Genomic DNA, 22,036 nt, shown 5'->3' with positions numbered 1-22,036 from the left:
ATTGCAGGGATGTCACCAGCAGCGGGCTGTCCCGTCAACCCGGTGGAAGCGGAATGCCGCACCTCTCCCGACCAGCGCTGCACGCCGCGCAGTCACAATGACCACGCGCGCGCATGCTGGCTGTGCAGTTCCTTGAATTTAAGAAACGCGCGGCTTACCGCGCTCGGCAGCGCTTAAGCTGAGGCCAGCCCGCCACCATCGACCACCAGGGCCTGGCCGGTGATGCTGGACGCCGCCGGGCGGGTCAGGAAGGCCACCAGCTCCGCCACCTCATCCGGTTGCACCAATTGCCCGGTCGGCACGGTGGCACGGATATCGGCGATGCCGACGCCGAGCTCGCGGAAGCGCCCGGCCGCCATCTCCGTCTCCACCCAACCGGGGCAGACGGCATTCACGGTGATGCCGCGCGGCGCCAGCCGCAGTGCCAGCGCACGCGTCAGCCCGACCACGCCATGCTTGGCCGCGCAATAGGCCGCCTGGTCCGGCACGCCGCGTAGCCCGAGGGTGGAAGCGATATTGACGATGCGCCCAGCATGGTCCGGCAGCCAGGGCAGCGCCGCCTTGCAGCAATGGTAGGTGCCGTGCAGGTTGACGCCGATGATGCTGTGCCACAGCGCGTCATCCGCCCCGGCCTCCATCGTATCCGCGCCGGCGACGCCGGCATTGTTCACCAGCAGGTCCAGCCTTCCGTGGCGTTGCCCCAATTCGGCGAACAGCGCGCGCACGGCCGTGCCATCCGCCACGTCGCAGGCCGCATACTCGATGCCGGCCGGCGGCGCCTCCTCCGGCACCTGCCGGGCGACGGCGATGGTGTGGAAGCCCTCCGCCACCAGCTTCGTCGCGATGGCGCGGCCGATGCCGCGCGTGGCGCCGGTGACCAGCGCGACGCGCCGCTCCGTCACTGCGCCGTCCCCCCGCCATCGACCGGGATGATCGCACCGGTGATGAAGGACGCCGCGTCCGACGCCAGGAAGGCGATGACGGCGGCGATTTCGGACGGGTCGGCGAAGCGGCCCAGCGGCACGCCCTGGGTATAGACCTCCTCGGCCGGCCCTTGCAGCCGCTGCGGGAAGCGAGCGGAAAGCTGGGCGATGACATGCCCCAGCATCGCCGTGTCGGTGCTGCCGGGGGCGATGCAGTTGAACCGGATGCCCTGCTTCGCCCAGTCCAGCGCCGCGCTGCGCGTCAGCTGCGCGATGGCGGCCTTGCTGGCGCCATAGGCGGCGCTCAGCGGCTTGCCGATCAGCGCCTGGTCACTGGCGACATTGACCACCACGCCGCGTCCGCGCGCGATCATGGACGGCAGTACGGCGCGGATCAGCGCATAGGGCGCGGTGAAGTTGACGCGGAAGACGTCCTCCATCTCCGTCACCGTCGTCTCCAGCACGCTGCCCAGCACCGTCACGCCGGCATTGTTCACCAGGATATCCGGCGCGCCATGCCGCTCGATCAACCGCGCCATCGCCGGCTCGATCGCCGCGGTGTCCGAAAGGTCGAATTCCGGCAGGTCCAGGCCGATCACCTCGACGCCCTGCCGCGCCAGCAACGCCGCCGTGGCGCCGCCGATGCCGCCTTTGTGGCCGGTGACGATGGCGCGGCGGCCCCGCAGGCCGAAATCCAGGTCGCCGGCCAGCTGGCCTGGCAGTGTATCGGTCGCGGTGCTCATGGCGGGCGGTCCTTTTCCTACGCTCCCCCCACGGCATTGTTGCCGGGGTGGTGCAGCAGCGTCATCTCGTTCAGCGGCAGCGGTCGGCCGAAGTAATAGCCCTGCCCCTCCGTGCAACCCGCCAGGGTGACCAGGCGCAGCTGCTCCTCGGTCTCGACCCCCTCGGCCGTGGTGGTCATGCCCAGCGTCCGCGCCAGGATGGCGATCGAATCGACGATGGCGGCGCAATCCGGCCGCGTCTCGATCTCGCTGACGAAGGAGCGGTCGATCTTGATCTTGTCGAACGGGTAGTGCCGCAGATAGCTCAGCGACGAATAGCCGGTGCCGAAATCGTCCAGCGCGATCCGCACGCCAAGCGCGCGCAGATCCTGCAAGGTCCTCAGCGTCGCCGGGTTGTCCTGCAACAGCACCGATTCGGTGATTTCCAGTTCCAGCCGGTAGGGCGCCAGCCCGGAATGCCGCAGCGCCTCGGACACCACCAGCACCACGTCCCCGGTGGTGAACTGCACTGGGGAGAGGTTGACCGCCACCTTTACCCCGTCTTCCCACTGCGCCGCGTCGGCGCAGGCGCGGTGCAGCGCCCACTGCCCCATGGCGGTGATCAGGCCAAGATCCTCGGCGATCGGGATGAAGCGGCTGGGCGGCACCAGCCCGCGCTCCGGGTGGCGCCAGCGCATCAGCGCCTCGCACCCGACCAGGCGCCCGCTCAGCAGGTCGATCTGCGGCTGGTAGAACAGCTCCAGCTCGCCGCGCCCCATGGCCTCGCGCAGATCCAGCTCGATGGCCAGGCGCGCCTGCACCTCGGCCTCCATCTCCGCCGCGAAGACGCGCCAGGTGCCACGGCCAGCCGCCTTGGCCCGGTACAGCGCCAGGTCGGCATTCTGGTGCAGCAAGTCGGCCGTCAGCCCGGGCCGGTCGGCCAGGGCGATGCCGATGCTGACGCCGGTGATCACCCGCCGCCCATCGATATGGTACGGCTGGCCGACCACCTCGGTGATGCGCCGCGCCAGCGCCAGCGCATCCTCCAACGACGCGGCATCGTGCAGCACCGCAAACTCGTCGCCGCCCAGCCGGGCGACGACGTCGGCGCCGCGCACACAACTGCTCAGCCGCTCGCCCACCGCCTTCAGCAAGGCGTCGCCGATGGGATGGCCCATCGTGTCGTTGACGATCTTGAAGTTATCCAGGTCCAGGCACAGCAGTGCCGGGATGCCGTTTCCGTCGCGCCGCGCCAGTGCGCCCTCCAGCCGTTCGCGGAACAGCGTCCGGTTCGGCAGCGAGGTCAGCGCATCGTGCAGCGCCAGGAAGCGGATGCGTGCCTCGGCGCTGCGCTGCGCGGTGACGTCCTCATAGGTGGCGACCCAGCCACCACCCTCCATCGGGCGGTGCGACACGGCAAGGGCGCGCCCGTCATCGTCCTCCACCACCACGGTGCCGGCGGAATGCCCGGCGATCCAGGCCAGCTGCGCCTCCCGCACCCGACGCAGCGCGGCGAAGCCGTAGGCGCGGCTCTTCTCCACGACGTCATACAGCTTGTCCGTCGGCGTACCCGCCTCGGTCGCGCTGCCATCCACCTCGAACAGGCTGAGGAAGCGGCTGTTGCAGACGATCACCTGCCCCTGCCCGTCCGCCATGCACAGGGCCTGGGACATGTTGGTCAGCGCGGCATCGAAGCGGGTGTTCTGGGTATTCAGCTCCAGGTCACGGCGGCGCAGCACCGAATTCTGGTCCTGCGCCTCCAGCATCGCCTGGCCCAGCCGCACATGCGCCGCCTCCAGCTCCCCGCTGGTGGAGCGCAGGTCCCGCAACAGCTGCTGCACCTCGTCATTGGCGCGGCTGAGCAACTGGTTATTCCAGCCCAGCACGATGATCAGGCCGAAGCTGGCGACGATCATACCGATCAGGAGGTAAGAGAAGCTCCAGTGCAGGCGGCTGAGTTGCTGCAGGTCGCTGGTAACCTGGTTGCCCCCCTCGCCATGCGCCGAGGAAGTCAGCCGCGTCAGCGGCACGTTCAGCCGCCCCCACATGGCCATCAGCCGCATCGCCACGCCCGGTTCCGCAATCTGCGGCAGCAGCGCCTCGGATGCCTGCAACGTCGCCCGGAAGCTGGAGATCACCTCGCCCCGGCGAGGGTCGTTCTGGATGAACTCGCCCACCTCGCTGCTTTCCAGCACCGAGATGCGGCCGGCGACGATGTCGTGCCACAGCTTCACGGTGTCGGCCGCATCGGGACCCGGCTGCACCACATAGGCTGCAATCACGGTCTGCAGCCGCGCGATCTCCACCGCCGCCTGCCCGATGGTGAAGCTGATATTGTAGCGGGAGGTCTGCTGCAGCGCTTCGTTGCGCTGCACGATCAGCGTGGAGACATAGACCGAGGTGGTGGCCAGCACCGCCACCAGCAGCACGAGCAGCGTGCGGGTAAAGGCCAGCCGGCGGCGCACGACGCTGCCCTTACTGCCCTTACCAAGCACGCCTTTCTTCATGTGTTCCGGTTCAGCCGATAACCAGGCGGGTGACCTGCCAAGCGGAGCGGCCGTAATAGCTGCGGCTATGGAGAATCGGGTCGGTGTCGTAGGGGTAGACGATAAAGATCGGGCCCTTGTCCCGCACCGGCATGTACGCACCATCGCGCTTCAGCGCGAAGATGACGCCGTAGCGCGCGAAGTCGGAGATCGGGATCTCGGTCGAGTAGTCGTTCAGGGCGACGGCGGTGGCCAGGTTGCCCTGGGCGCCGACGGCTTCCATGATCTTCGCGGCGGGCACGCCCTCGAACGTCACGGGCTTCGGATACCAGGGGGTCTGGGTGGTGAAGGTCACCTGCCCCAGCGCTTCCAGAGCCTCGCGGTCGAACTCCGCCTCGCCCGTCGGCGTATTGGTCTGGCTGATCTTGCCGGAGATACTGAGGATGACCGGGCCGCTCGGCGCGGCCAGGGCGGCACGGGCCGGAGAGGCCAGCACGGAGCTGCCAGCGGCCGCACCGCCCAGAAGCAGGGTGTGGAAGGCGCGACGGCCAAACGGCTGTGTCATGTACGATAGGTCCCAAACGCGGTCGCTGGAGGCATGGAGTACCGGCCGACGCGCTCCAGGCGCATGACGGTCCGCCCCGGCAGGGGTGGCATGACAGGATGCCGAACTGCCGATCACCCCGCCACCCCGTTTGCACGGCATCTGGTGCCTTTACAGCAAATTAGGGCAGCCCGCCCACCGCCGATGGCGGTGGGGTGGCATGCGGGAGTGGTTAGAGTGCCATGGCGGGCATGGATTGCCCGGTGCCGCGGTAGGAACAGCCCTCGGCATGCCCTTCGGCGCCACGGCGAACCACGACGCGGTCCAGCCCCTCGATCTTCCCGTCCAGACGGTGCCAGATCCAGCGGGTGACATTCTCCAGCGTGGGCATCTCCAGGCCTTTGATGTCGTTCAGGTATTTGTGGTCCAGCTCCTGGCGGACCGCTTCCACCACCGGCTCGACATCCCGGAAATCATGCGACCACCCGTAATACGGGTCCGGCGTCCCGGTCAGCACAACCTGCGCCTTGAAGGTGTGGCCGTGCGGGTGCGGATACGGCGGCGTCGTATGCGCGGCTTCGAACGTGAATTCGATGAATGTCTCGAGCATGGCGTTGCGGGCGGTGCCCCCTTCTTGTTCGCAAGGACATGCATGAGGAACTTGATTTTTTCAAGTTCATACGCAAAGCGTTAACGACGAATCGGTCATTCTGGACCGTTCGCCGTCCGCCAGGCCCTACAAACCCGCCTCCGGCCTTGCCCGACGCCCGCAAGCGCGGGCAGGCGGCGGGTCCCGCCCCTGCCCCGAGGCCATGCGCTAGCCGGGACGGTCGGCCACCACCTCCCGCATCTTCCGCACCTGATCCGGCGTCACCGGCGGCGCCGCGTTGCCCCAGCTGTTGCGGATATAGGTGGCGACATCCGCCGCCTGCTGGTCGTTCAGCCGCCAGCCGAGGGAAGGCATCGCCGGCGCGGTCGGCGCCTCCGGCGTCGCGACCGAACGCGACCCCTGCAGCACCACGCGCAGGATGCCGGTCGGGTCGTCCTGCCGCACCAGCTGGTTGTTGGCCAGCCGCGGGAACATGCCGGCGACACCGCTGCCATTGCCGACATGGCAGGCGGCGCAGGTATCGGCATAGACAGCCTCGCCCGCCCGCATGCGCGGGTCCTCCGCGGAGACGGCCGGGGGCGCCGGTGGTGCCGCCGCGCCACGCTCCCGCAGATAGATGGCGATGGCCTTGAGGTCTTCCTCCGTCATCTGGCTGGTGGAATACGCCACCACCTCCGCCATCGGGCCGCTGGCGGCGGTGCGGTCGGTGTGGCCGGTGCGGAGATAGGCGACGATCTCCTCCTGCGACCAGTCGCCGATGCCCAGGCGTGCGTCGGCGGTGATGTTGGGCGCGAACCAGCCCTGCAACGCACCACCCTGCAGGTGCTCGCTGTCGCGGTCACCGCCGATCAGGTTGCGGGGCGTGTGGCACAGCCCGCAATGGCCCGGCCCCTCCACCAGATAGGCACCGCGGTTGAACTCGGCGGAGCGCTGCGGGTCCGGGCGAAACTCGCCCGGGGTGAAGTTCAGCCAGTTCCAGCCGGCCATCAGCAGGCGGATGTTGAACGGGAAGGGCAGCGTGTCCCGGTCCACCCGGTTCTCCACCGCGGGGCGGGAGCGGAGATAGGCCAGGACCGCGTCATTATCCGCCCGCGACATCCGGGTGAAGGACGTATAGGGGAACGCCGGATACAGATGCGTGCCATCCGGCCGCTTGCCGTTATGCATGGCGTTGTGGAAATCATCCGCCGTCCAGCGGCCGATGCCGGTGTCGTTGTCCGGCGTGATGTTCGGCACGGAGATCTTGCCGAACGGCGTTTCCAGCAGATGCCCACCGGCCAGGGACTGCCCGTCAGGGCCGATATGGCAGGCCATGCAGTCGCCCAGCACCGTCAGGTAACGGCCACGGGCGGCCTCGGTATAGTTATCCGGCTCGGCGCGCGCGGTGCCGCCGGCCATGGAGGCAGCCACCAGCGTGGCCGCGAGAAGTGCCGCGCGCCGCATCACGCCTGCACCATCGGCTGGCCGGGGTTCTTCAGGTAGCGGTTCTTGATCGCGTCCAGCGCCCAGTAGGTCAGGGCGCCAACCGTGCCGGTCGGGTTGTAGCCGGCATTCTGCGGGAACAGGCAGGCGCCGGAGACGAACACGTTCGGCACGTCCCAATGCTGGGTGTAGCGGTTGACGACGCTGTCCTCCGGCGTGTTGCCCATGACGGCGCCGCCGGTGTTGTGCGTGGTCTGGTAGGGCACCACGTCCCATGGCCCGCGCTTGTAGTTCTTGACGACCTGCTTCGCGCCCATGGCCTGCATCACCTCCGCCGTCCGGTCGACGATGAAGCGCGACATCTTCAACTCGTTCTCCTTGAAGTCGAAGGTCATCCGCATCAGCGGCCGGCCCAGCGGGTCCTTGTAGGTGGGGTCAAGGTCCAGGTAGCAGTCGCGGTAAGAATAGGAGCTGCCCTGAGAGCCGACATTCGCCGTGTGATTGGCGGTCTCGACGGTCGCCTTTTTCCACTGCGCGCCCCAGCGCGGCGTGCCGGGCGGCACCACGCGGCTGGAAATCGGCCGGGCATTGGTGCTGTTGCAGGCCAGGTTGGCACCGCCGATGAAGCCGTGCGGCCCGTGGTCGAACACATCGCCGTTGAAGTCGTCCGCCATCATGCCGAGCGAACCCGCACCGGCGAAATGGTTGAAATGCGTGTCCTTGTCGAAATAGCCGAGGCTGCCCGCATTGGTCTGGTAGGCGTAGTTGCGGCCCAGCGTGCCCTTCCCCGTCGCCGGGTCGTACTGCGTGCCGATGCCGGACAGCATCAGCAGCCGCACGTTGAACAACGAATAGGCGCAGAGCAGCACCAGGTCCGCCGGCTGCTCCCATTCCCGCCCAGCGGAGTCGACATAGGTCACGCCCGTCGCGGTCTTACCGTCCGGCGCCAGGTTGATCTTCGTGACCTCAGACAGAGTGCGCGCCTCGAAGTTCGTCTGGCGCATCAGCACCGGCAGCACGCAGGTCTGCGGGCTGGACTTGGAATAGTTGGCGCAGCCGAACCACTCGCAGAAGCCGCAATAGGTGCAAGGCGCCATCCGCACCCCATAGGGATTGGTATAGGCGGTGGACACGTTGGCGCCCGGAAGCGGGAACGGATGCAGGCCAAGCTCGGTGGCCGCCTTGTGGAACAGGTTCTGCGCCAGGTTCGGCTTCAGCGGCGGCGTCGGATATTCGTCGGAGCGCCAGCCCTCGAAGGGGTTGCCGCCCGCCTGCGTCGCGCCGCGCAGATTGCCGGCCTTGCCGGAGATGCCGCACACCTTCTCGAAGAAATCGTAATGCGGTTCCAGCTCGTCATAGCTGACGGGCCAGTCCTGGATGGTGCTGTGCTCCGGCAGGAAGCCCTCGCCATAGCGGCCGACGAGGTGGGACCGCAGGTTGAAATCCGTCGGCATGAAACGCCAGGTATGGCCATTCCAGTGCACGCCGGCGCCGCCCACGCCGTTGCCTGGCAGGAAGGAGCCGTATTTGCGGATCGGCAGCGCCACCTGATCCGGCGTGTTGCGTGCCGTCAGCGTCTCCTGCGCCGGGCGCAGGAAGATATCCTGGCGGATGGCGTAGCGCAGCTCGTCCGGCGCGGTGCCGATATTGTAGTCGCTGGCGGTATCCCGCCACGGCCCACGCTCGATCGCCACGACATCCAGCCCGGCCTGCGCCAGCTCATGCGCCATGATCGAGCCGGTCCAGCCGAGCCCGATGATGACGACGTCTTTCTTCGGCAAGCGGCTCATGCGGGCCTCCCATTCCATGCGGGCCGGCCGATGATCGAGACTGGCGGCTTGTTGTAGACCTGACCGGGATTGGCGAGCACGTCGCGGAAGTCGTAGCGCGTGCCTGGGAAGCCGACCATCTTCCAGCCGACCATGTCGCGGTTGCCGCCATAGACGGGGTCGGCGAAGAAGCCTTCCATCGTGTTCTGCAGCAACAGGTCGAAGAACATCTTCGCATCCAGCAACGGCCGCTTCAGCTGGCCCAGCTGCAACTCGTTCTTCTCCATCGCGCGCAGCACGCCGTCCTGCTCGTCGCCGGTCAGCTGCTCGAACCGCTTGCCGCCGAACTGGTCGCGGCAATGCGCGGCCAGCGCCGCCAGGCCCTGCCGATATTGCTGCTGCGGCACCAGGGGCGATTGGATACCCTGCGTCGGCAGCGGGTTGGCCGAGAACGGGCCCTTCATATAGAGCCACTCATACGTGCCATAGGGCCCGGCCAACTGCCGGTCGATGAACACCGTGCAGCCGGCATCCTTGCCGCTGGGGCTGAGATCGTCGGCCGGGATGAAGCGGGTGACGATGGCATCCACCATCGCGGCCTCATCGGCCGTCAGGAAATACCAGCCGCCAGGGCGAACCAGTTGGGGGGGATAGGCCTCATTCGGTTGCCAGGGGAGGCTTCCAGTAAGGCTGCGGCCGAGGGCCGAGGAAGAAAAGGCGACCAATGCTGTGGCAGACAGCAAATGGCGTCGCGTCAGGGCAGGCATGACCGTTCCTTGCGTCAGGGTGCAGGACCGGTCCGGCGAAGCGCCGACGGAAACGCCTTCCCTCAGGGAAGGGCCAAGACAACAAGGCACATCGTAGCCGACGCATCACCGGGCAGGTTGAGCATGGCTACAACAGAATGGCGGCTCCGAAAGTGAAGAGTGGGCCACATTCAAAGGCTGCGCGCCGGGCCCACTACACCATCCTGTGAGCGGCTGGCCCGACTACTCCCGGAACACGCTGGCGAAGCGCCGCGCCGCCTCCCCCTGCATCCAGCCATGACGCATCGTCCCGCCGCAGCCCTGCGCCGTCTGGCACGCCGCGACTCCTGCGCCGGCAGTGTTCCGCTCGGCGCCGATCCCGGCAACCAGGACCAGCCCGCCACACGCCAGCACAATGGCCAGACATAGTGCGGATATGATGGAGTCTCTCTTCATGATGCGTAAACTCTTTAATGAATCATTATCTTATTTATGAACCATTCCTTAACGCGCGCAAGTGCTGAATCGCGGCCGAAGTCCTGATTGCGTTTTGAGGCACAGCGTTCACCGCTTTCGTCCGCGCGCCGTGGATAGTGCGGCAGGAAAGGACCACCCGATGCAGCCACCCCTGCCCTGCCCCGACACCGCTTCAGGACACCGGATATGAGCCTGCTCTCGCATTGCGTTTCCCCACAGTTGTTCCCGATCGAGGGCGGCACGGCGCTTCCCGGCCGTGCGCGCTGGCAATTCGCCTTCACCACTGCCACGTCACCTCTCGGCGGTGACGGGAGCGGCCAACTGCATCGCGGGGACTTCTGGACGGAGATCAATCTCAAATCGCCGGCGCCGCCCGTGCAATGGCGGCTGGAGAGCGCGCCGCTGCATACCGCGCCCAACGGCGTCGCCCGCATCGTGGAAGGTGAGGCCGCAAGCCTTGACCAGGCACTCACCGCCGCGGTCATCGCAGCCCGCCGCGGTGCGGAGATGCTGCTCGCTCCCGCCTTCATCGCTTTGCAGCGCGTACCGCACGCGCCAAGGGTGTGGGGCTGTTCCGCCCTCTATCAGCGCCTCCCCACCACATCGGCCGAGCCAGCCCTCTTCAGCCAAACCTGTTTCATCCGGGAATTCACCGACGCCCAGGGGCCCGTCTTCATCTGCACGCTGGAGACGGAGGAAGGCGGTATGCAAACCCACCAGCACTGGCGTACCCGCGATCTTTCCACCGCCATCGCCCATTGCGAGAGCGAGCTACTAAACGGCAGCACGGAAGCGCGCCCCTTGCCGCGCTAAGGGGCAACGGCGCGCCAATTAGACATGTCTAATTGGCCGTTCCGGCCCCGCCGAATAGACACGACAGCGCCTTCTCCTATACTGGTTCGCCGACAGTGCAGGAGGCCATGGTGGGCAAGAAGACGCGCGAAACGGGCCGTACCATTCTTATTTCGTCCCCCAAGGGCGGCTCTGGCAAGTCGGTCCTGGCGCGGCACCTGTTGGTCAGTGCGGCCCAGGCCGGGCTGAAGCCCTTCGGCCTAGACTTCGACCGCCAGCAGACCCTGACCAAATGGGGCGCGCGGCGGGACAAAACCCGGGAGGCCTTCCCAGATTTCGCCGCGACGCCGATTGAGGCAGCCGAACTGCAGAATTGGCGCGGCGCCTTACAGCGCCGCAACGGCTACGACCTCACCATCATGGACACGCCACCCTCGGTCGAGGATCATCTCCCGGCCATCGATGGCCTCGGCGTCGCCGCCGATCTGATCCTGGTCCCGGCCGTCTGCACGCAGGATGACGTTGAAGCCGTGGGTCCCTGGATCCGCATGCTGACCGAGAAGGGTTTTCGCGCCGCGGTGGTGTTGAACCGCGCCAACCGCCGTACCTCGTCCTTCGCCCGGATGCGCGGCGCGCTCATCAAGGCAGGCCCAGTCTGCCCTACCGAGATCCCGCAACTGGAGGACATCCATGTTCCCTCCATCAAAGGGCTGACGCTGCTGGATTACTCCAAGAGCCGCGGCATCGCGCCCTTCGAGGAAATCTGGACCTACGTACGCCGGGAGATCGGGCTATGAGCGGCAAGCGGTCCAGAAGCGCACTCAAGAACTTCCTGCTCGAAGAAGAGCCAGAGATTATCACCCCGGCCGTGCCGGACCAACGGGCCCGTTCCATGCAGGCCGTCGGCGCCGCGGACGGCGAGGCGATCGAGGCCATTCGCGACGTCTTCGCCGGCACCGGCCTGCTGGATGACCCGGACAAGGTTTCGCGCATCCTGCGTGTCCGCTCCGAAATCCAGAAGGAATGGGGCGATGTCCGGGACAGTTTCCTGGCCATTGGCCGCGCCCTGCTCAGCCTTGAATACTCTCTCACACGTACCGAGTGGCAGCGCCTGCGCCAAGGTAGTGAGAAACTGTTCCCCTTCTCGGATGCCACCGCCACCCAGCTGCGCCAGATCGCCCGCGCCGTGGATTCCGGCCGCCTGCCGCGCGAGGAGTGCCCGGGCAGCTACGGTACCGCCTACCAGATCACGCTGCTGTCGGATAACCAGCTCAAGGTCGCCCGCGATCGCGGCCTGATTCGGCCCGATGTCACGCGCCGGGAGATCATGACCCTGCGGCGGGAGCTGGTGCCGGAAGCCGGAAAGGCAGATGCACTCCCGCCCCGCGGCCGCGTCAACGAGGTCGAACTGCGCGCCGAACGGCGCCGGCTCGCCCGCCGTCAGGACGCCCTGGCGGAGGAAATGCGCGAGGTCGAATCCCGCCTCCGCCAGATCGACGCCATCCTGGAACGCCCAGCCCCCTGACCCCGTGGCGGCGCCACCAGCGCTGCCACGGAAGCGTCAGATGACCGCTATGAAAGCCGCCCCTGCCATGGCAGGTGGTTGAAGGACACCTTCAACCAGGCAAGGCGGGGCGGCCTCGTGATCCAGCGTATTCTCTTCACCGGCGACTTTCTGCGACCGGGCGATACCCCGCCAAGAACCGGCTCAGGCCACCCGCCGCCGCGTTTCCGCTCTTCCCAGCTTGAGAACGTCGTCTGGCTGTACCGCCTTCTCGGCCGCAAACTGGCGGAAGCGACTGGCCTGCCCGCCGATATCCGGACCTGGGGACGCGGCATCGATACGCCCGCGCTGTACCAAGCCCTTGGCCTTGGCCAGGACACTGAAGGCTGGGTCGAGGCCTTTTCCGCCCCCACCTTCAACCGTCCCGTCATGAACCGCTTGGAAGCCGTCTTTCAGGGCAGCTTGGTCATATCGTTTGAAATGGCGGACAGCATCAAACGCGCGCTCACCCAGCTCGGCATCCCCTTCGTCGACCTGAACATCCACCCGGTGCGCTTCCTGCCGGACGTGTTCTTCGCCGCGCAGACCAACACCCAGGCGGTGTTCGAGGCCATGCTCGCCCACCATACCCCCAGCGAAACCTATTTCGACTGGGCAGATCTGCTCGCCGCCGCTGCCATCAAGCGTCCGCATATCCCCATTGCGCCGGATACCGCACTGCTTGTCGGCCAGACCCGCGTGGATCGCTCGCTGATCATCGATGGCCGACTGCATGGCCTGGCGGACTACGCTGACACCTTGCGTAGCCTAATGCCGCCCGGCGGGCCGCTGATGTTCAAGCCGCACCCGTACAACCCGGGCGGGCATGGCTTGCAAGGCGCCCCCTTTGATGCGGCAATCACCACCTCGGCCAACATCTACACCCTGCTGCCGCAGGAGAATCTGAGCCGCGTTATCGGCATCAGCTCCAGCGTCCTGGTCGAGGCCCACTACTTCGGCAAGCAGGTCACCGCCCTGTCGGCGTTGCCGTTCAGCATTCCGGATACCGCGGAACAGGCCGAACCCGGCCAGCACCTCAGCCTCTACGATGCCTGCTTCAGCACGGATTTCTGGCGCGACGCGCTCGCACCGGTGCTGAACACCACGGCGCGAACAGGCCACCGTTTCCGCCGGCCCCCCAATACACTCCGATTGTCCCTGGGCAATTTCTGGGGCTTCAACGAAGTCTCGACTGACTTCCTGGTCCAACTCTACCAAGGCAGCAGCCCGGCGACCTAACCCCGGCGCCGTCGCGTCAGCCCAGGCGGCTCGGCACGTCCGCCAGCTTTGCCAGTTCCACCAGCGCGATATCCGCCGTGGCGTCGACCACCAGCAACCGGCAGGCCGGAGCCGACGAGAGCAACAGCCAGCCGATCGGCATGGCCATCCTCCGCCACTGGCCGTCCGCATCCTGGTGACTGGCCTCGCCATCCCGGTAGCGTACCGTCGGCACGCCAACGGCCCCGTCGAAGGATGCGTCCTCCACGACAAGAACAAAAGCCTGCTCCAGCCCCAGGGCCTGTCGCGCCGCCCCCCCGCGCCGGGCCGACGCCGCCTCCGCCACCAGATCCGCCACGCCGCACCAACGCACCGCATCGGGCTGCGGCCCGGCGGCAGGGGGCAGGTCACCGTAAGACGCACCAGCAGGCGCTGCCCCCAAAACCGCAATGTAGCGCTCCGCCCAAGTCCGCCCGGCCTCCGCGCTCACATCCGGTATCTCGGCGGACGCCGCTGCGTCCAGCCCGACCGGCCGGTACTCAGGCGCGGTCACAGCCGTCTCCAACAGCCACGCCTGGCCGCCCTTCTTCGCCACCTGCAGCAACAGCGGTCCATCCCGTGCCGGAAGCGGCAGACGCAGGTTGCTGGCGCCCTCCAACACCGTATCCAGCAGCAGGGGCAGGGGGGTGCCGTCCAGCCCGCCACAAAATAGCTGTATCGCCGCGCAACCAGAGACCTCCCAGCGCATCGAGAATTCGCGGCTACCGGCTGGCAGCACGAAGCCACAGCCTAGCTCCCGCACCTCCCCACCCGCACCGATGCCGAAAATCGAAGGCCCGCCCCTACGTTTCGATACCAAACCAATGACGGTTGGTGAAACATGGCTGGCCCAGCGGTCCCATTGCGCGCCGGGCAAGTCCACCAGCCGGTCAGCAACCGCTGGCAAGGCAGGGGTCTCCCCCTCCATCACCACATCCACGCGCGCAAAGGCCGGATATAACCGCCCGCTCAGCGCCATCGCCTCGCCTACCGCCAACAGCACGCCTGCCTGTGGCGGCCTGTAGGCGGCCGTCAGGGCCTGGATAGCCTGGCGCGCCTCCCGTGCCACGCTCGGCCAGCTCTGGGCGCTGGCGGCCCTCCTGGCCGCTTCCCGCAGCCTGCCCAGCATGGCGGCGTCGCCCAGCAATCGCCGGAGCGTCTCCGCAAACGCCTCGAGTGGCGTCACCAACCCGGCCACCGCCAGTACCTCCGCGAAACCCCGCGCCGCGTGAACAGTGTTCAAGGTTGGTAAGCCATGCGCCAGATAGTCCGCCAGCTTCAGGCTCGCCCCGCTGCCGCCTTCCACCGGGTTCAAAGCCACGCTCCAGCCCGCCAGAGCCGCCTCCTTCGCCGCCTCCGGCACCGCGCCCAGCAGCTTGACATTAGGCAGTGCCGTACTCATTCCGGCGCAGACGCTGCCTACAATCTCGAACATCACCTCGGGGCATTGCGGCGCCAGTTCATCCAGGATGAAGCGCACGGCCGCCACGTTCGGCGGATGCGTCGAGCCCAGGAAGCCTACTCTGGGCACCTCGCCTGCCACCGGTGCCGCTCGTGCCAGCACCGGGGCGACGCCATGCGGCATCAGCACCACCCGCCGCGCCCGCGCGCGGAACACCTCCGCATCGGCCTCGCTGCAACACAGCACCAATGCGGCGGTATCGACCAACCGTCGCTCCACCTCGTCCACGTAGCCGCACAGTGCCGCTTCGGCGGGATGTCCGGCCAGCAACTCCCGCTTCAGCCGGGCCTCAACGTTATGGGCGTCATAGACCACCGGCAGGCCGGGGGCGGCGGCATGGATGACGTCAAGCAGCGGCGCCAGGTAGCAATGCTCGAACACCGCCACATTCGCCCGGCGCGCCAGATCCGCCGCCACAGCCACCAGCGGCCCGTGCAGCGGCGCATGCGTGGCGGACGCGATATCTTCCAGGCCGCTACCCGCCAATGCCCGCAGATCCGCTTCCAGCGCCCGCTGCCCCGCACTCTTCGGCACCGAGACCTGCAACACCCGTGGCGCCACGAAGCGCACCGCGCCGTAGATGCCGAGGGAGAGCAGCACCGTATCCGCCTCCAGCGCCGCCAGCCCCTGGCGTACCCGCACCGCGCCACCGATCTGCCGGTCGATGACCAGGTAGTCGTTCAGGGCCAGCGTGAATCCCGGGGCAGGGGAGGGGCCGCCTGGCTTCATCGCCAGCGCCTCCCGCACCAGCTCCGGCAGTGCCCCAGCGGCCGCGACACGCAGCCGGTCGTCGCCAACTCCGTAGAGCAGACGTGCCTTCAGCGCGATATCGAGGTCTGGTACCAGCAGCTGGCGGCACCTGCGCGCCAGGTCGCGCTCCCGCCGCCACAGCGCCTCCCACGCCTCGGCCTCGGCCATCTCCTCCGGGCCAGGGCGGCACAGTGCCAGCTCGGCCGGCGCGTAGACTTCCACCAGCCCTGCCAACCCGGCCAGCGCCGCGGCGCCATCGGCGGAACGATGCAGCACCACCGCCGCCTCCCGTGCCCGTTGCCGCAGCTCCGTCAGCGCCGCCGCCTCACCGGCATAGCGGAACAGGGCACGCGGCACGCACACGGTCACGGCCCAGTTCGGCGCCAGCGCGGCCGCCAGGGCCTGCAGGTCCGTATCGTCAGGCGCGGCCAGCAGCAGCAGGGAAGGCAGGCTCACAGCGGGGTCCTTCCGGGTGGCGGGGGAGGGGGCTCAGGGAATTGCGGCACAGACCAGCCTGACCTCTTCTCCCCGAGCCCGCGCCTCGGCCGACGCCGCCACGGCGCGCAGCACCACCTCGACACTCAAGGCACCACGCTCGATCGAGCGGGCATAGTCGGCGCGGCCGGCCGGGTCCGGCAAACGGTTGAGGAACGTCAGGAAGGCGGCATCCACCGCCCGGTCATAAGGCGGCGCATCCGGCACCACCGCGCGCAGCGAGAACGGCTTGCGTGGATCAATCTGCCGCCTGGTGTAGATCCGCCACTCACGAGGCCCGCGTCCGGTCCACGGCACCTCGTGCGCGGTATCGGCGGCGGGCAGGCGCGGCGGCCGTCCTTCCATCACCAACGGCGGCGCCGCCACCCAGCTTGCCGCGACCGGCGAAAGCAACCGGAACAGTTCCACCCTCAGCCGCAGCCCTAGCTCCGCGAAGGACAGGGCGGAATTCTCCCCCTGCGCCGGGCCTGGCAACTCCGTCAACGATCTTTCCCCATGATACACGTCCAGCGCATTCGCGAATCTCTCGGCAGACAAAGGCACGCTCCGCATCCGCCGCCGCGCCAGCTGATACGTACCCGGTTCGGCACGCCGGCCGCCGGTCATCCACGCCTCCGGTAGTTCCACCCTGGGCGATGACGCTCTAGCATCACGCCTTGAGCACCCGGAAAGGCAGGCAGTGGCGCACGACGTGGCAACGATGTTGGTCTGCGATGCCGATCTGGTCCAGAGCGGCTTTTACCCGGCCGAGCAATCGCAGGACGGCACATTGTTCCGCTGGGTCGGTCCATCGCCGCTGGCGACCATCTTCCTGCCGCCCCTGAACATGCCGCTGGAAATCCGCCTGCACGTGCACTCCGCCTTCGTGCCGGATGTCCTGGGCCGTGTCCGCATGGCGCTGGATGGCGGCACCTGGGCCCAGGCCGTGCTGCTGGAGCAGGGGGGAACCACGCAGCTCCGCGCCTGCCCACGCCCCGGGAAGATGCAGCATCTCGGCACCCTGCGGCTGGAGATCGACACGCTGCGCACGGAAAGCCCGCGGCAGCGCGGCCAGATGGATGACCGCGCCCTGTCCCTGGCCCTGTCCGCTATCACCCTGCGACCCCTGGCCTGACAGACACCAGTGGATAGGGGAGGGCGCCACCCGCCGGCAGCGCAGCTCCCAACTGAACAGATGTACCAACCGTCATGCCGGCCACGGCGCGGTCCGATGTCTCATTCAGGCGGAAAGGTGACGCCATCCAAATCCGGGACGATCCGCCGACACTCCCACGGACAAGATGCCGGCGCTCAGGCGTCCGAGGACGCCGCTCAGATCACCCCGGCGCGCAGCAGGTCATGCACATGCACGATGCCCACCGGCGTGCGGTCCTCCACGATGAACAGCGTGGTAATGCCGGCATCGTTGATCGCGGCCACCAGCTCCGTCGCAATGGTCTCCGGCGGCATGGTGCGCGGCTTGCGCGTCATCACCTCGGCCACCGCCCGGTCCTCGAACCGCCCGGCGAAGGTGCGCCGTAGATCGCCATCGGTAATGACGCCGACCAGATGCCCGGCCCCGTCCACCACCCCGGTCACGCCGAAGCGCTTGGACGTCATCTCCATGATGGCGTCGGACAACCTGGCATCGTCCCGCACCAGCGGAATGCCCGGGGCGGCATGCATCAGATCCCGCGCCTTGCGCAGCTTGGAGCCCAGCTTGCCGCCCGGGTGGAAGCGGCGGAAATCCTGCGCCGAGAATCCCTTGAGGGAGAGCAGGGCCACCGCCAGCGCATCGCCCATCGCAAGCTGCATGGTGGTGGAGGTGGTTGGCGCCAGCCCGTTCGGGCAGGCTTCCGGCTGCCGCGGCAGCACCAGCGGCAAGGTGGCCGCACGGCCCAGCGCACTGTCCTCGCCAGAGGTGATGGCGACCAGCGGGATGCTGAAGCGGATGCAGTAGGAGCAGATATCCGACAGTTCCGGCGCCTCGCCGGACCAGGACAACGCCAGCACCGCGTCCTCGTCGCGGATCATGCCGAGGTCGCCATGGCTGGCCTCACCCGGGTGCACGAAATAGGCGGGCGTCCCGGTGGAGGCCAGCGTCGCGGCAATCTTGCGGCCGATATGGCCGGACTTGCCCATGCCGGTGACGATCAGCCGGCCATTCTTCTCCTGCACGGTACGGATGGCATCCACCGCGCGCTCGAACGCCAAGCCGAGGTCGCCGTCCAGCGCATCGCGCAGTGCGGCCAGGCCCTGGGCCTCCAGTTCCACCGTACCCCGCGCGGCATCCAGCGCGGCGCGGGTCGAAGGCGTGCTCTCGGCCAGGTCCATGCTGGGGCTCCTGTTCTCCGGGACGTGGTTCAAGCGAGGCCGGCCTGCGCCGACATCAGCTCGCGCGCCCGCAGCAGATCCGCCGGCGTATCCACACCCAGCGGCACCTCGGACACTTCCATCGCGTCGATGCGCATGCCGGCCTCCAGCGCGCGCAGTTGCTCCAGCTTCTCCCGCAGCTCCAGCGGGGAGGGGGGCAGGCCCACGAAGCGGGCCAGCGCCGCGCGGCGCCACGCGTACAGGCCGATATGGTGATAAAGCGGCCCGTCGCCCCACGGCGCCTGGGCGCGGGTGAAGTACAACGCGCGGAAGCGGCCACCGCCCAGCGGCGTGCCCACCATCTTGACCACGCTGCTGGCGGAACGCTCTTCCTCGCGGTGGATGATGGCCACCGGGGTACCGATATCCACCTCAGGGTCGCGCAAAGGCTCGGCCGCGGCACGGATGGTGGCCGGGGTCACGGTCGGCAGGTCGCCCTGCACGTTGATGACGGCGTCGTAGGCGCCATCCGGGTCGATCTTGCCCAACGCCTCGAACACCCGGTCGGAGCCGGAGGGATGGTCGGCGCGGGTCAGCACCGCCTTGCCGCCCACCGCCTGGATGGCATCGGCGATCGCCTGGGTATCGGTGGCAATCCAGACCGGCGCGATATCGGCCTCGATGGCCCGGCGCCAGACGGCGACGATCATCGGCTCGCCATTCAGGTCGGCCAGCGGCTTGTTCGGCAGGCGGGACGCCGCCAGCCGCGCCGGGATCATGACGACCGGCTTCATGCCAGCGTCTCCAGCTCGGCCTCGGCGCGGGCGCTCTGCGCCTTGCTCAGCTGGTCCATTGCCATCAGGTCGCGCAACAGGCCCTCGAACTGGCGCAGCGGCACCATGTTGGGGCCGTCGGACGGCGCCTTGTCCGGGTCCTCATGCGTCTCGATGAACAACCCGGCGACACCGACCGCCACGGCCGCGCGCGCCAGCACCGGCACGAATTCGCGCTGGCCGCCGCTGCTGCCGCCCATCCCGCCCGGCTGCTGTACGGAGTGGGTGGCGTCGAAGATCACCGGCGCGCCGGTGCGCGCCATGATCGGCAGGCCACGGAAGTCGGAGACCAGCGTGTTGTAGCCGAAGCTGGTGCCCCGGTCGCACAGCATGACATTCGGGTTGCCGGCCTGCACCGGCTTGGCCAGCACGTTGGCCATGTCCCACGGCGCCAGGAACTGGCCCTTCTTGATGTTCATCGCCCGGCCGGTGGCGGCGGCCGCCAGCAGCAGGTCGGTCTGCCGGCACAGGAAGGCGGGGATCTGCAGCACGTCCACCGCCTGCGCCACGTCGGCACACTGGTGGGCATCGTGCACGTCGGTCAGCACCGGCAGGCCCAGGCTCTCGCGGATCTCGGCGAAGATGGGCAGGGACTGCGCCAGGCCCAGGCCGCGCTCGGCATTCACGCTGGTGCGGTTCGCCTTGTCGAAGGACGTCTTGAACACCAGGCCGATGCCCAGGCGCTGCGTGATCTCCTTCAGCGCCGACGCCATTTCCAGCGCATGCGCGCGGCTCTCGAGCTGGCATGGGCCCGCGATGATGGAGATCGGAAGACGGTTGCCGAAGCGCGCGGAACCGATCTCGACAATGGAATTGGGCAGCATCGCGGTAATCCCTGCCTTGATGGGGCTGAAGGGCCCCTGCATCGCATGGCAACCCCAAGTTGGCAACACGGATATTGCAGCGCAGCAATCCAGGCGCAAACAGAGCGACAGGTGTTTTACCTGAACGAACTGATCTTACGTCGAACGTTATTCTACTTCGCTAAAATTCGGCCGATGCAGCGCCACCACCCCACATTAGCGCGACTGCAAAGCCCAAGCCGCTACACATCCGCGCTAGCGGGTGGCGCGCAGGTTCAGCTGGCCGAGCGCCCGATCAGAGCCAGCCCCATCCGCCGCAGCCCGGCCACCTGCTGGCGGAACCAGCCGCCATGGGCCAGCACGTCCGGCGCCTCGGCATCCCCGGTGGGCGGGAAGTGGTCGCGGCGGAAATCGGCCGTGCGGAAAATCCAGTCCCACACCGGCAGCAGCACGGCGAAGTTGCGGCCCTCATCCCCTGGGTTCAACACGCCATGATGCAACCGGTGGAAGCGCGGGGAGACCACCAGCCGCTCCCCCACCTTGCCGAAGGAAAGGCGGATATTGGCGTGGCTCAGGCTCTCCGCCACCCGCAGCAGCGTCACCGCCAGCGGGAACTGCTCCGGCGGCACGCCGATCAGCAGCGCCAGCCCACCGAACCACAGCGCCCCCAGGATGTCGTCCACCACATGGTTGCGGTCGTCGGTCCAGAAGGTCATCTGCTGCTGGGCGTGGTGGATGGAATGCAGCGCCCACCACCAGGGCAGGGCGTGCTGCAGCCGGTGCCGCCAGTACTCACCGAAATCCAGGATGACGATGTAGACCAGGAAGGCCAGCCAGGCATTCTCCCGCAACACCGGGAACACCATCTCCAGCGTCGGCGGCATCCACCCCACATCGGCCAGCCAGCCGGCGAACCAGGAATTCATCGCCGAGAACGCCACGAAGGCGATCAGCGGCAGGATGCCCAACCGGGTCAGCATGGTGTAGATGATGTCGGTGCGGACATCCTTGCGGTCCGGCCAGCGCTCCACCGGCTTCCAGGCTTCCAGCGGGCGGCAGATCAGGTAGACCACCGCCACCTGCACCAGCCCGAACAGGAAGAAGTTCATCCAGTCGAACGAGTCCTCCGCCCAGGCCATCAGCCCGGTGGCGTAGAGCAGCGGCTGCACCGCTATCTCGAACAACCAGCCATTCAAGCCGTTCCAGGCATCCTGAATCGCATCGAACATCGCGGCGGTTCCTATGTCCCGCTGGCCGGCAGGGTGGCGAAGCAGAAGCCCCGCGCCTGCAGGCCGCTCACCACATCCTCGAACACCAGCCCGAACGGCTCCCGCCGGCTGCGGACGCCCCAGTGCATCAACAGCACCTCGCCATCCCGCGTGCGCCGCAGCGCCTGCGCCAGCAGCGCCTGGTTGGGGTGGGCGGCGCTGTCCAGCTCATCGCCCAGGAAACCGTTGGCGGACCACCCCTGGTGGCGCAGCCCGCAGGCGGCCGCCAGGCGCAGCGCATTCGGCGTTGTGCGCCCACCGGGCGCGCGCCACAACGGCAGCACCTGCGCCTCCGGCGCCACCTGCCGCAACAGCGCGATCGGCCGTGCCAACTCGGCGCACAGCGCCGGCCCGTCCAACACCTCGCTGCCCTCGCCCCGGCGGCGGGAGGCATAGCGGACCTTATCCGCGCCCACATCGCCGGTGAAATACCAGTGCCGGGTGGTGTGGCTGCCGAAGGCGTGCCCCTCCGCCGCCCTCTCCCGCCAGAAGCCGGCCCAGGCGGGGCCCAGCGTGGTGCCGCCGCGGAAATCCGGCTCGTCGGCCAGGAACAGCGTGGCCTTCACCTCGCGCCGCCGCAGCACGGCGGCGATCATCTCCGCCTCCCGGCCCCAGCCGGTGTCGATGGTCAGGTACAGCGTGCCGGCGCGGCACTGCGGCAAGGCCGGCGCCGCCAGGGCCGGCGAGGCGAAGCCGGACGCCATCGCGCCCAGCACCGCACGGCGGGACGCCATCGCCATCCGGCCGCTCAATTCGGCATGGCGCGGGGGGCGAACAGCCGCCGCCGCACGGGTGCCTCAGCCGCCGCCGCAGGGGCGGGCTCAGGCGCCACCGGCGCCGCC

The 22,036-nt window shown here is 68.1% G+C and carries 21 protein-coding genes; 5 read left to right on the top strand and 16 right to left on the bottom strand.

What is annotated here, in order from left to right; genetic code table 11:
* Window positions 1–173: 173 nt before the first annotated feature.
* From IBL26_RS13245 to IBL26_RS13205, 9 genes are all read right to left on the bottom strand, one after another.
* Window positions 174–902, bottom strand: a complete 729-nt coding sequence (locus IBL26_RS13245; protein WP_187784972.1) for an SDR family NAD(P)-dependent oxidoreductase — start codon at window positions 900–902, stop codon at window positions 174–176.
* A complete protein-coding gene (locus IBL26_RS13240) occupies window positions 899–1,666 on the bottom strand; it encodes an SDR family NAD(P)-dependent oxidoreductase (RefSeq protein WP_187784971.1) in 768 nt (255 codons plus the stop codon). Before IBL26_RS13240 ends, IBL26_RS13245 begins: the two co-directional genes overlap by 4 nt.
* A gap of 17 nt (window positions 1,667–1,683) precedes the next feature.
* Window positions 1,684–4,152: a putative bifunctional diguanylate cyclase/phosphodiesterase gene (locus IBL26_RS13235; protein WP_187784970.1), complete on the bottom strand. Its 2,469-nt coding sequence runs from the start codon at window positions 4,150–4,152 to the stop codon at window positions 1,684–1,686.
* A 10-nt stretch (window positions 4,153–4,162) separates the two neighbouring features.
* A complete protein-coding gene (locus IBL26_RS13230; RefSeq protein WP_206684219.1) occupies window positions 4,163–4,696 on the bottom strand; it encodes an oxidoreductase in 534 nt (177 codons plus the stop codon).
* A 211-nt stretch (window positions 4,697–4,907) separates the two neighbouring features.
* Window positions 4,908–5,285 (bottom strand): 6-pyruvoyl trahydropterin synthase family protein, encoded by a 378-nt coding sequence (locus IBL26_RS13225; RefSeq protein ID WP_187784969.1) that lies wholly within the window; start codon window positions 5,283–5,285, stop codon window positions 4,908–4,910.
* Window positions 5,286–5,492: 207 nt separating this feature from the next.
* A complete protein-coding gene (locus IBL26_RS13220; RefSeq protein ID WP_187784968.1) occupies window positions 5,493–6,728 on the bottom strand; it encodes a cytochrome c in 1,236 nt (411 codons plus the stop codon).
* A complete protein-coding gene (locus IBL26_RS13215; RefSeq protein ID WP_187784967.1) occupies window positions 6,728–8,497 on the bottom strand; it encodes a GMC family oxidoreductase in 1,770 nt (589 codons plus the stop codon). The genes IBL26_RS13220 and IBL26_RS13215 overlap by 1 nt, the downstream gene beginning before the upstream one ends.
* Window positions 8,494–9,090 (bottom strand): gluconate 2-dehydrogenase subunit 3 family protein, encoded by a 597-nt coding sequence (locus tag IBL26_RS13210; RefSeq protein ID WP_367615430.1) that lies wholly within the window; start codon window positions 9,088–9,090, stop codon window positions 8,494–8,496. The genes IBL26_RS13215 and IBL26_RS13210 overlap by 4 nt, the downstream gene beginning before the upstream one ends.
* Window positions 9,091–9,465: 375 nt before the next feature.
* Window positions 9,466–9,678: a hypothetical protein gene (locus tag IBL26_RS13205; RefSeq protein WP_187784965.1), complete on the bottom strand. Its 213-nt coding sequence runs from the start codon at window positions 9,676–9,678 to the stop codon at window positions 9,466–9,468.
* Between the two features lie 207 nt (window positions 9,679–9,885).
* On the opposite strand from IBL26_RS13205, the gene IBL26_RS13200 reads away from it, so the two are divergent.
* The 4 genes from IBL26_RS13200 to IBL26_RS13185 all read left to right on the top strand — a co-directional run bounded on the left by IBL26_RS13200 (window position 9,886) and on the right by IBL26_RS13185 (window position 13,273).
* Window positions 9,886–10,512, top strand: coding sequence for an immunoglobulin domain-containing family protein (locus tag IBL26_RS13200; RefSeq protein WP_187784964.1), 627 nt, complete (start codon window positions 9,886–9,888; stop codon window positions 10,510–10,512).
* Window positions 10,513–10,622: 110 nt separating this feature from the next.
* The gene (locus IBL26_RS13195; protein WP_367615426.1) at window positions 10,623–11,288 is read left to right on the top strand and encodes a nucleotide-binding protein; all 666 of its coding nucleotides are present in this window, start codon (window positions 10,623–10,625) and stop codon (window positions 11,286–11,288) included.
* On the top strand, window positions 11,285–12,016 hold the full coding sequence (locus IBL26_RS13190) for a hypothetical protein (protein WP_187784962.1): 732 nt from the start codon (window positions 11,285–11,287) through the stop codon (window positions 12,014–12,016). Before IBL26_RS13195 ends, IBL26_RS13190 begins: the two co-directional genes overlap by 4 nt.
* A 78-nt stretch (window positions 12,017–12,094) precedes the next feature.
* Entirely contained in the window at window positions 12,095–13,273 is a 1,179-nt protein-coding gene (locus tag IBL26_RS13185; RefSeq protein WP_187784961.1) for a hypothetical protein, read from the top strand.
* A gap of 16 nt (window positions 13,274–13,289) precedes the next feature.
* On the opposite strand, the gene IBL26_RS13180 is transcribed toward IBL26_RS13185, so the two are convergent.
* Window positions 13,290–15,959 (bottom strand): glycosyltransferase family protein, encoded by a 2,670-nt coding sequence (locus IBL26_RS13180; RefSeq protein ID WP_187784960.1) that lies wholly within the window; start codon window positions 15,957–15,959, stop codon window positions 13,290–13,292.
* 33 nt (window positions 15,960–15,992) lie between these two features.
* Window positions 15,993–16,481: a hypothetical protein gene (locus IBL26_RS13175; RefSeq protein WP_187784959.1), complete on the bottom strand. Its 489-nt coding sequence runs from the start codon at window positions 16,479–16,481 to the stop codon at window positions 15,993–15,995.
* A 208-nt stretch (window positions 16,482–16,689) separates the two neighbouring features.
* Here IBL26_RS13175 and IBL26_RS13170 point away from each other — a divergent pair, with 208 nt between their 5' ends.
* Entirely contained in the window at window positions 16,690–17,112 is a 423-nt protein-coding gene (locus IBL26_RS13170; protein ID WP_187784958.1) for a hypothetical protein, read from the top strand.
* A gap of 197 nt (window positions 17,113–17,309) precedes the next feature.
* On the opposite strand, the gene IBL26_RS13165 is transcribed toward IBL26_RS13170, so the two are convergent.
* From IBL26_RS13165 to IBL26_RS13145, 5 genes are all read right to left on the bottom strand, one after another.
* Window positions 17,310–18,311: a KpsF/GutQ family sugar-phosphate isomerase gene (locus IBL26_RS13165; RefSeq protein WP_187784957.1), complete on the bottom strand. Its 1,002-nt coding sequence runs from the start codon at window positions 18,309–18,311 to the stop codon at window positions 17,310–17,312.
* A gap of 29 nt (window positions 18,312–18,340) precedes the next feature.
* A complete protein-coding gene (locus IBL26_RS13160; protein WP_187784956.1) occupies window positions 18,341–19,084 on the bottom strand; it encodes a 3-deoxy-manno-octulosonate cytidylyltransferase in 744 nt (247 codons plus the stop codon).
* Window positions 19,081–19,947, bottom strand: coding sequence for a 3-deoxy-8-phosphooctulonate synthase (kdsA, locus tag IBL26_RS13155; protein WP_187784955.1), 867 nt, complete (start codon window positions 19,945–19,947; stop codon window positions 19,081–19,083). Before kdsA ends, IBL26_RS13160 begins: the two co-directional genes overlap by 4 nt.
* A gap of 254 nt (window positions 19,948–20,201) precedes the next feature.
* Complete coding sequence (locus IBL26_RS13150) at window positions 20,202–21,155, bottom strand: sterol desaturase family protein (RefSeq protein WP_187784954.1); 954 nt, start codon at window positions 21,153–21,155, stop codon at window positions 20,202–20,204.
* 11 nt (window positions 21,156–21,166) lie between these two features.
* Window positions 21,167–21,934, bottom strand: a complete 768-nt coding sequence (locus IBL26_RS13145; RefSeq protein ID WP_187784953.1) for a polysaccharide deacetylase family protein — start codon at window positions 21,932–21,934, stop codon at window positions 21,167–21,169.
* Window positions 21,935–22,036 lie beyond the last annotated feature (102 nt).

The organism is Teichococcus aerophilus (assembly GCF_014490485.1).
GTDB lineage: Bacteria > Pseudomonadota > Alphaproteobacteria > Acetobacterales > Acetobacteraceae > Pseudoroseomonas > Pseudoroseomonas aerophila.
The sequence above is the reverse complement of the archived record's forward strand: the minus strand, read 5'-3'. Positions and strand labels throughout refer to the sequence as shown.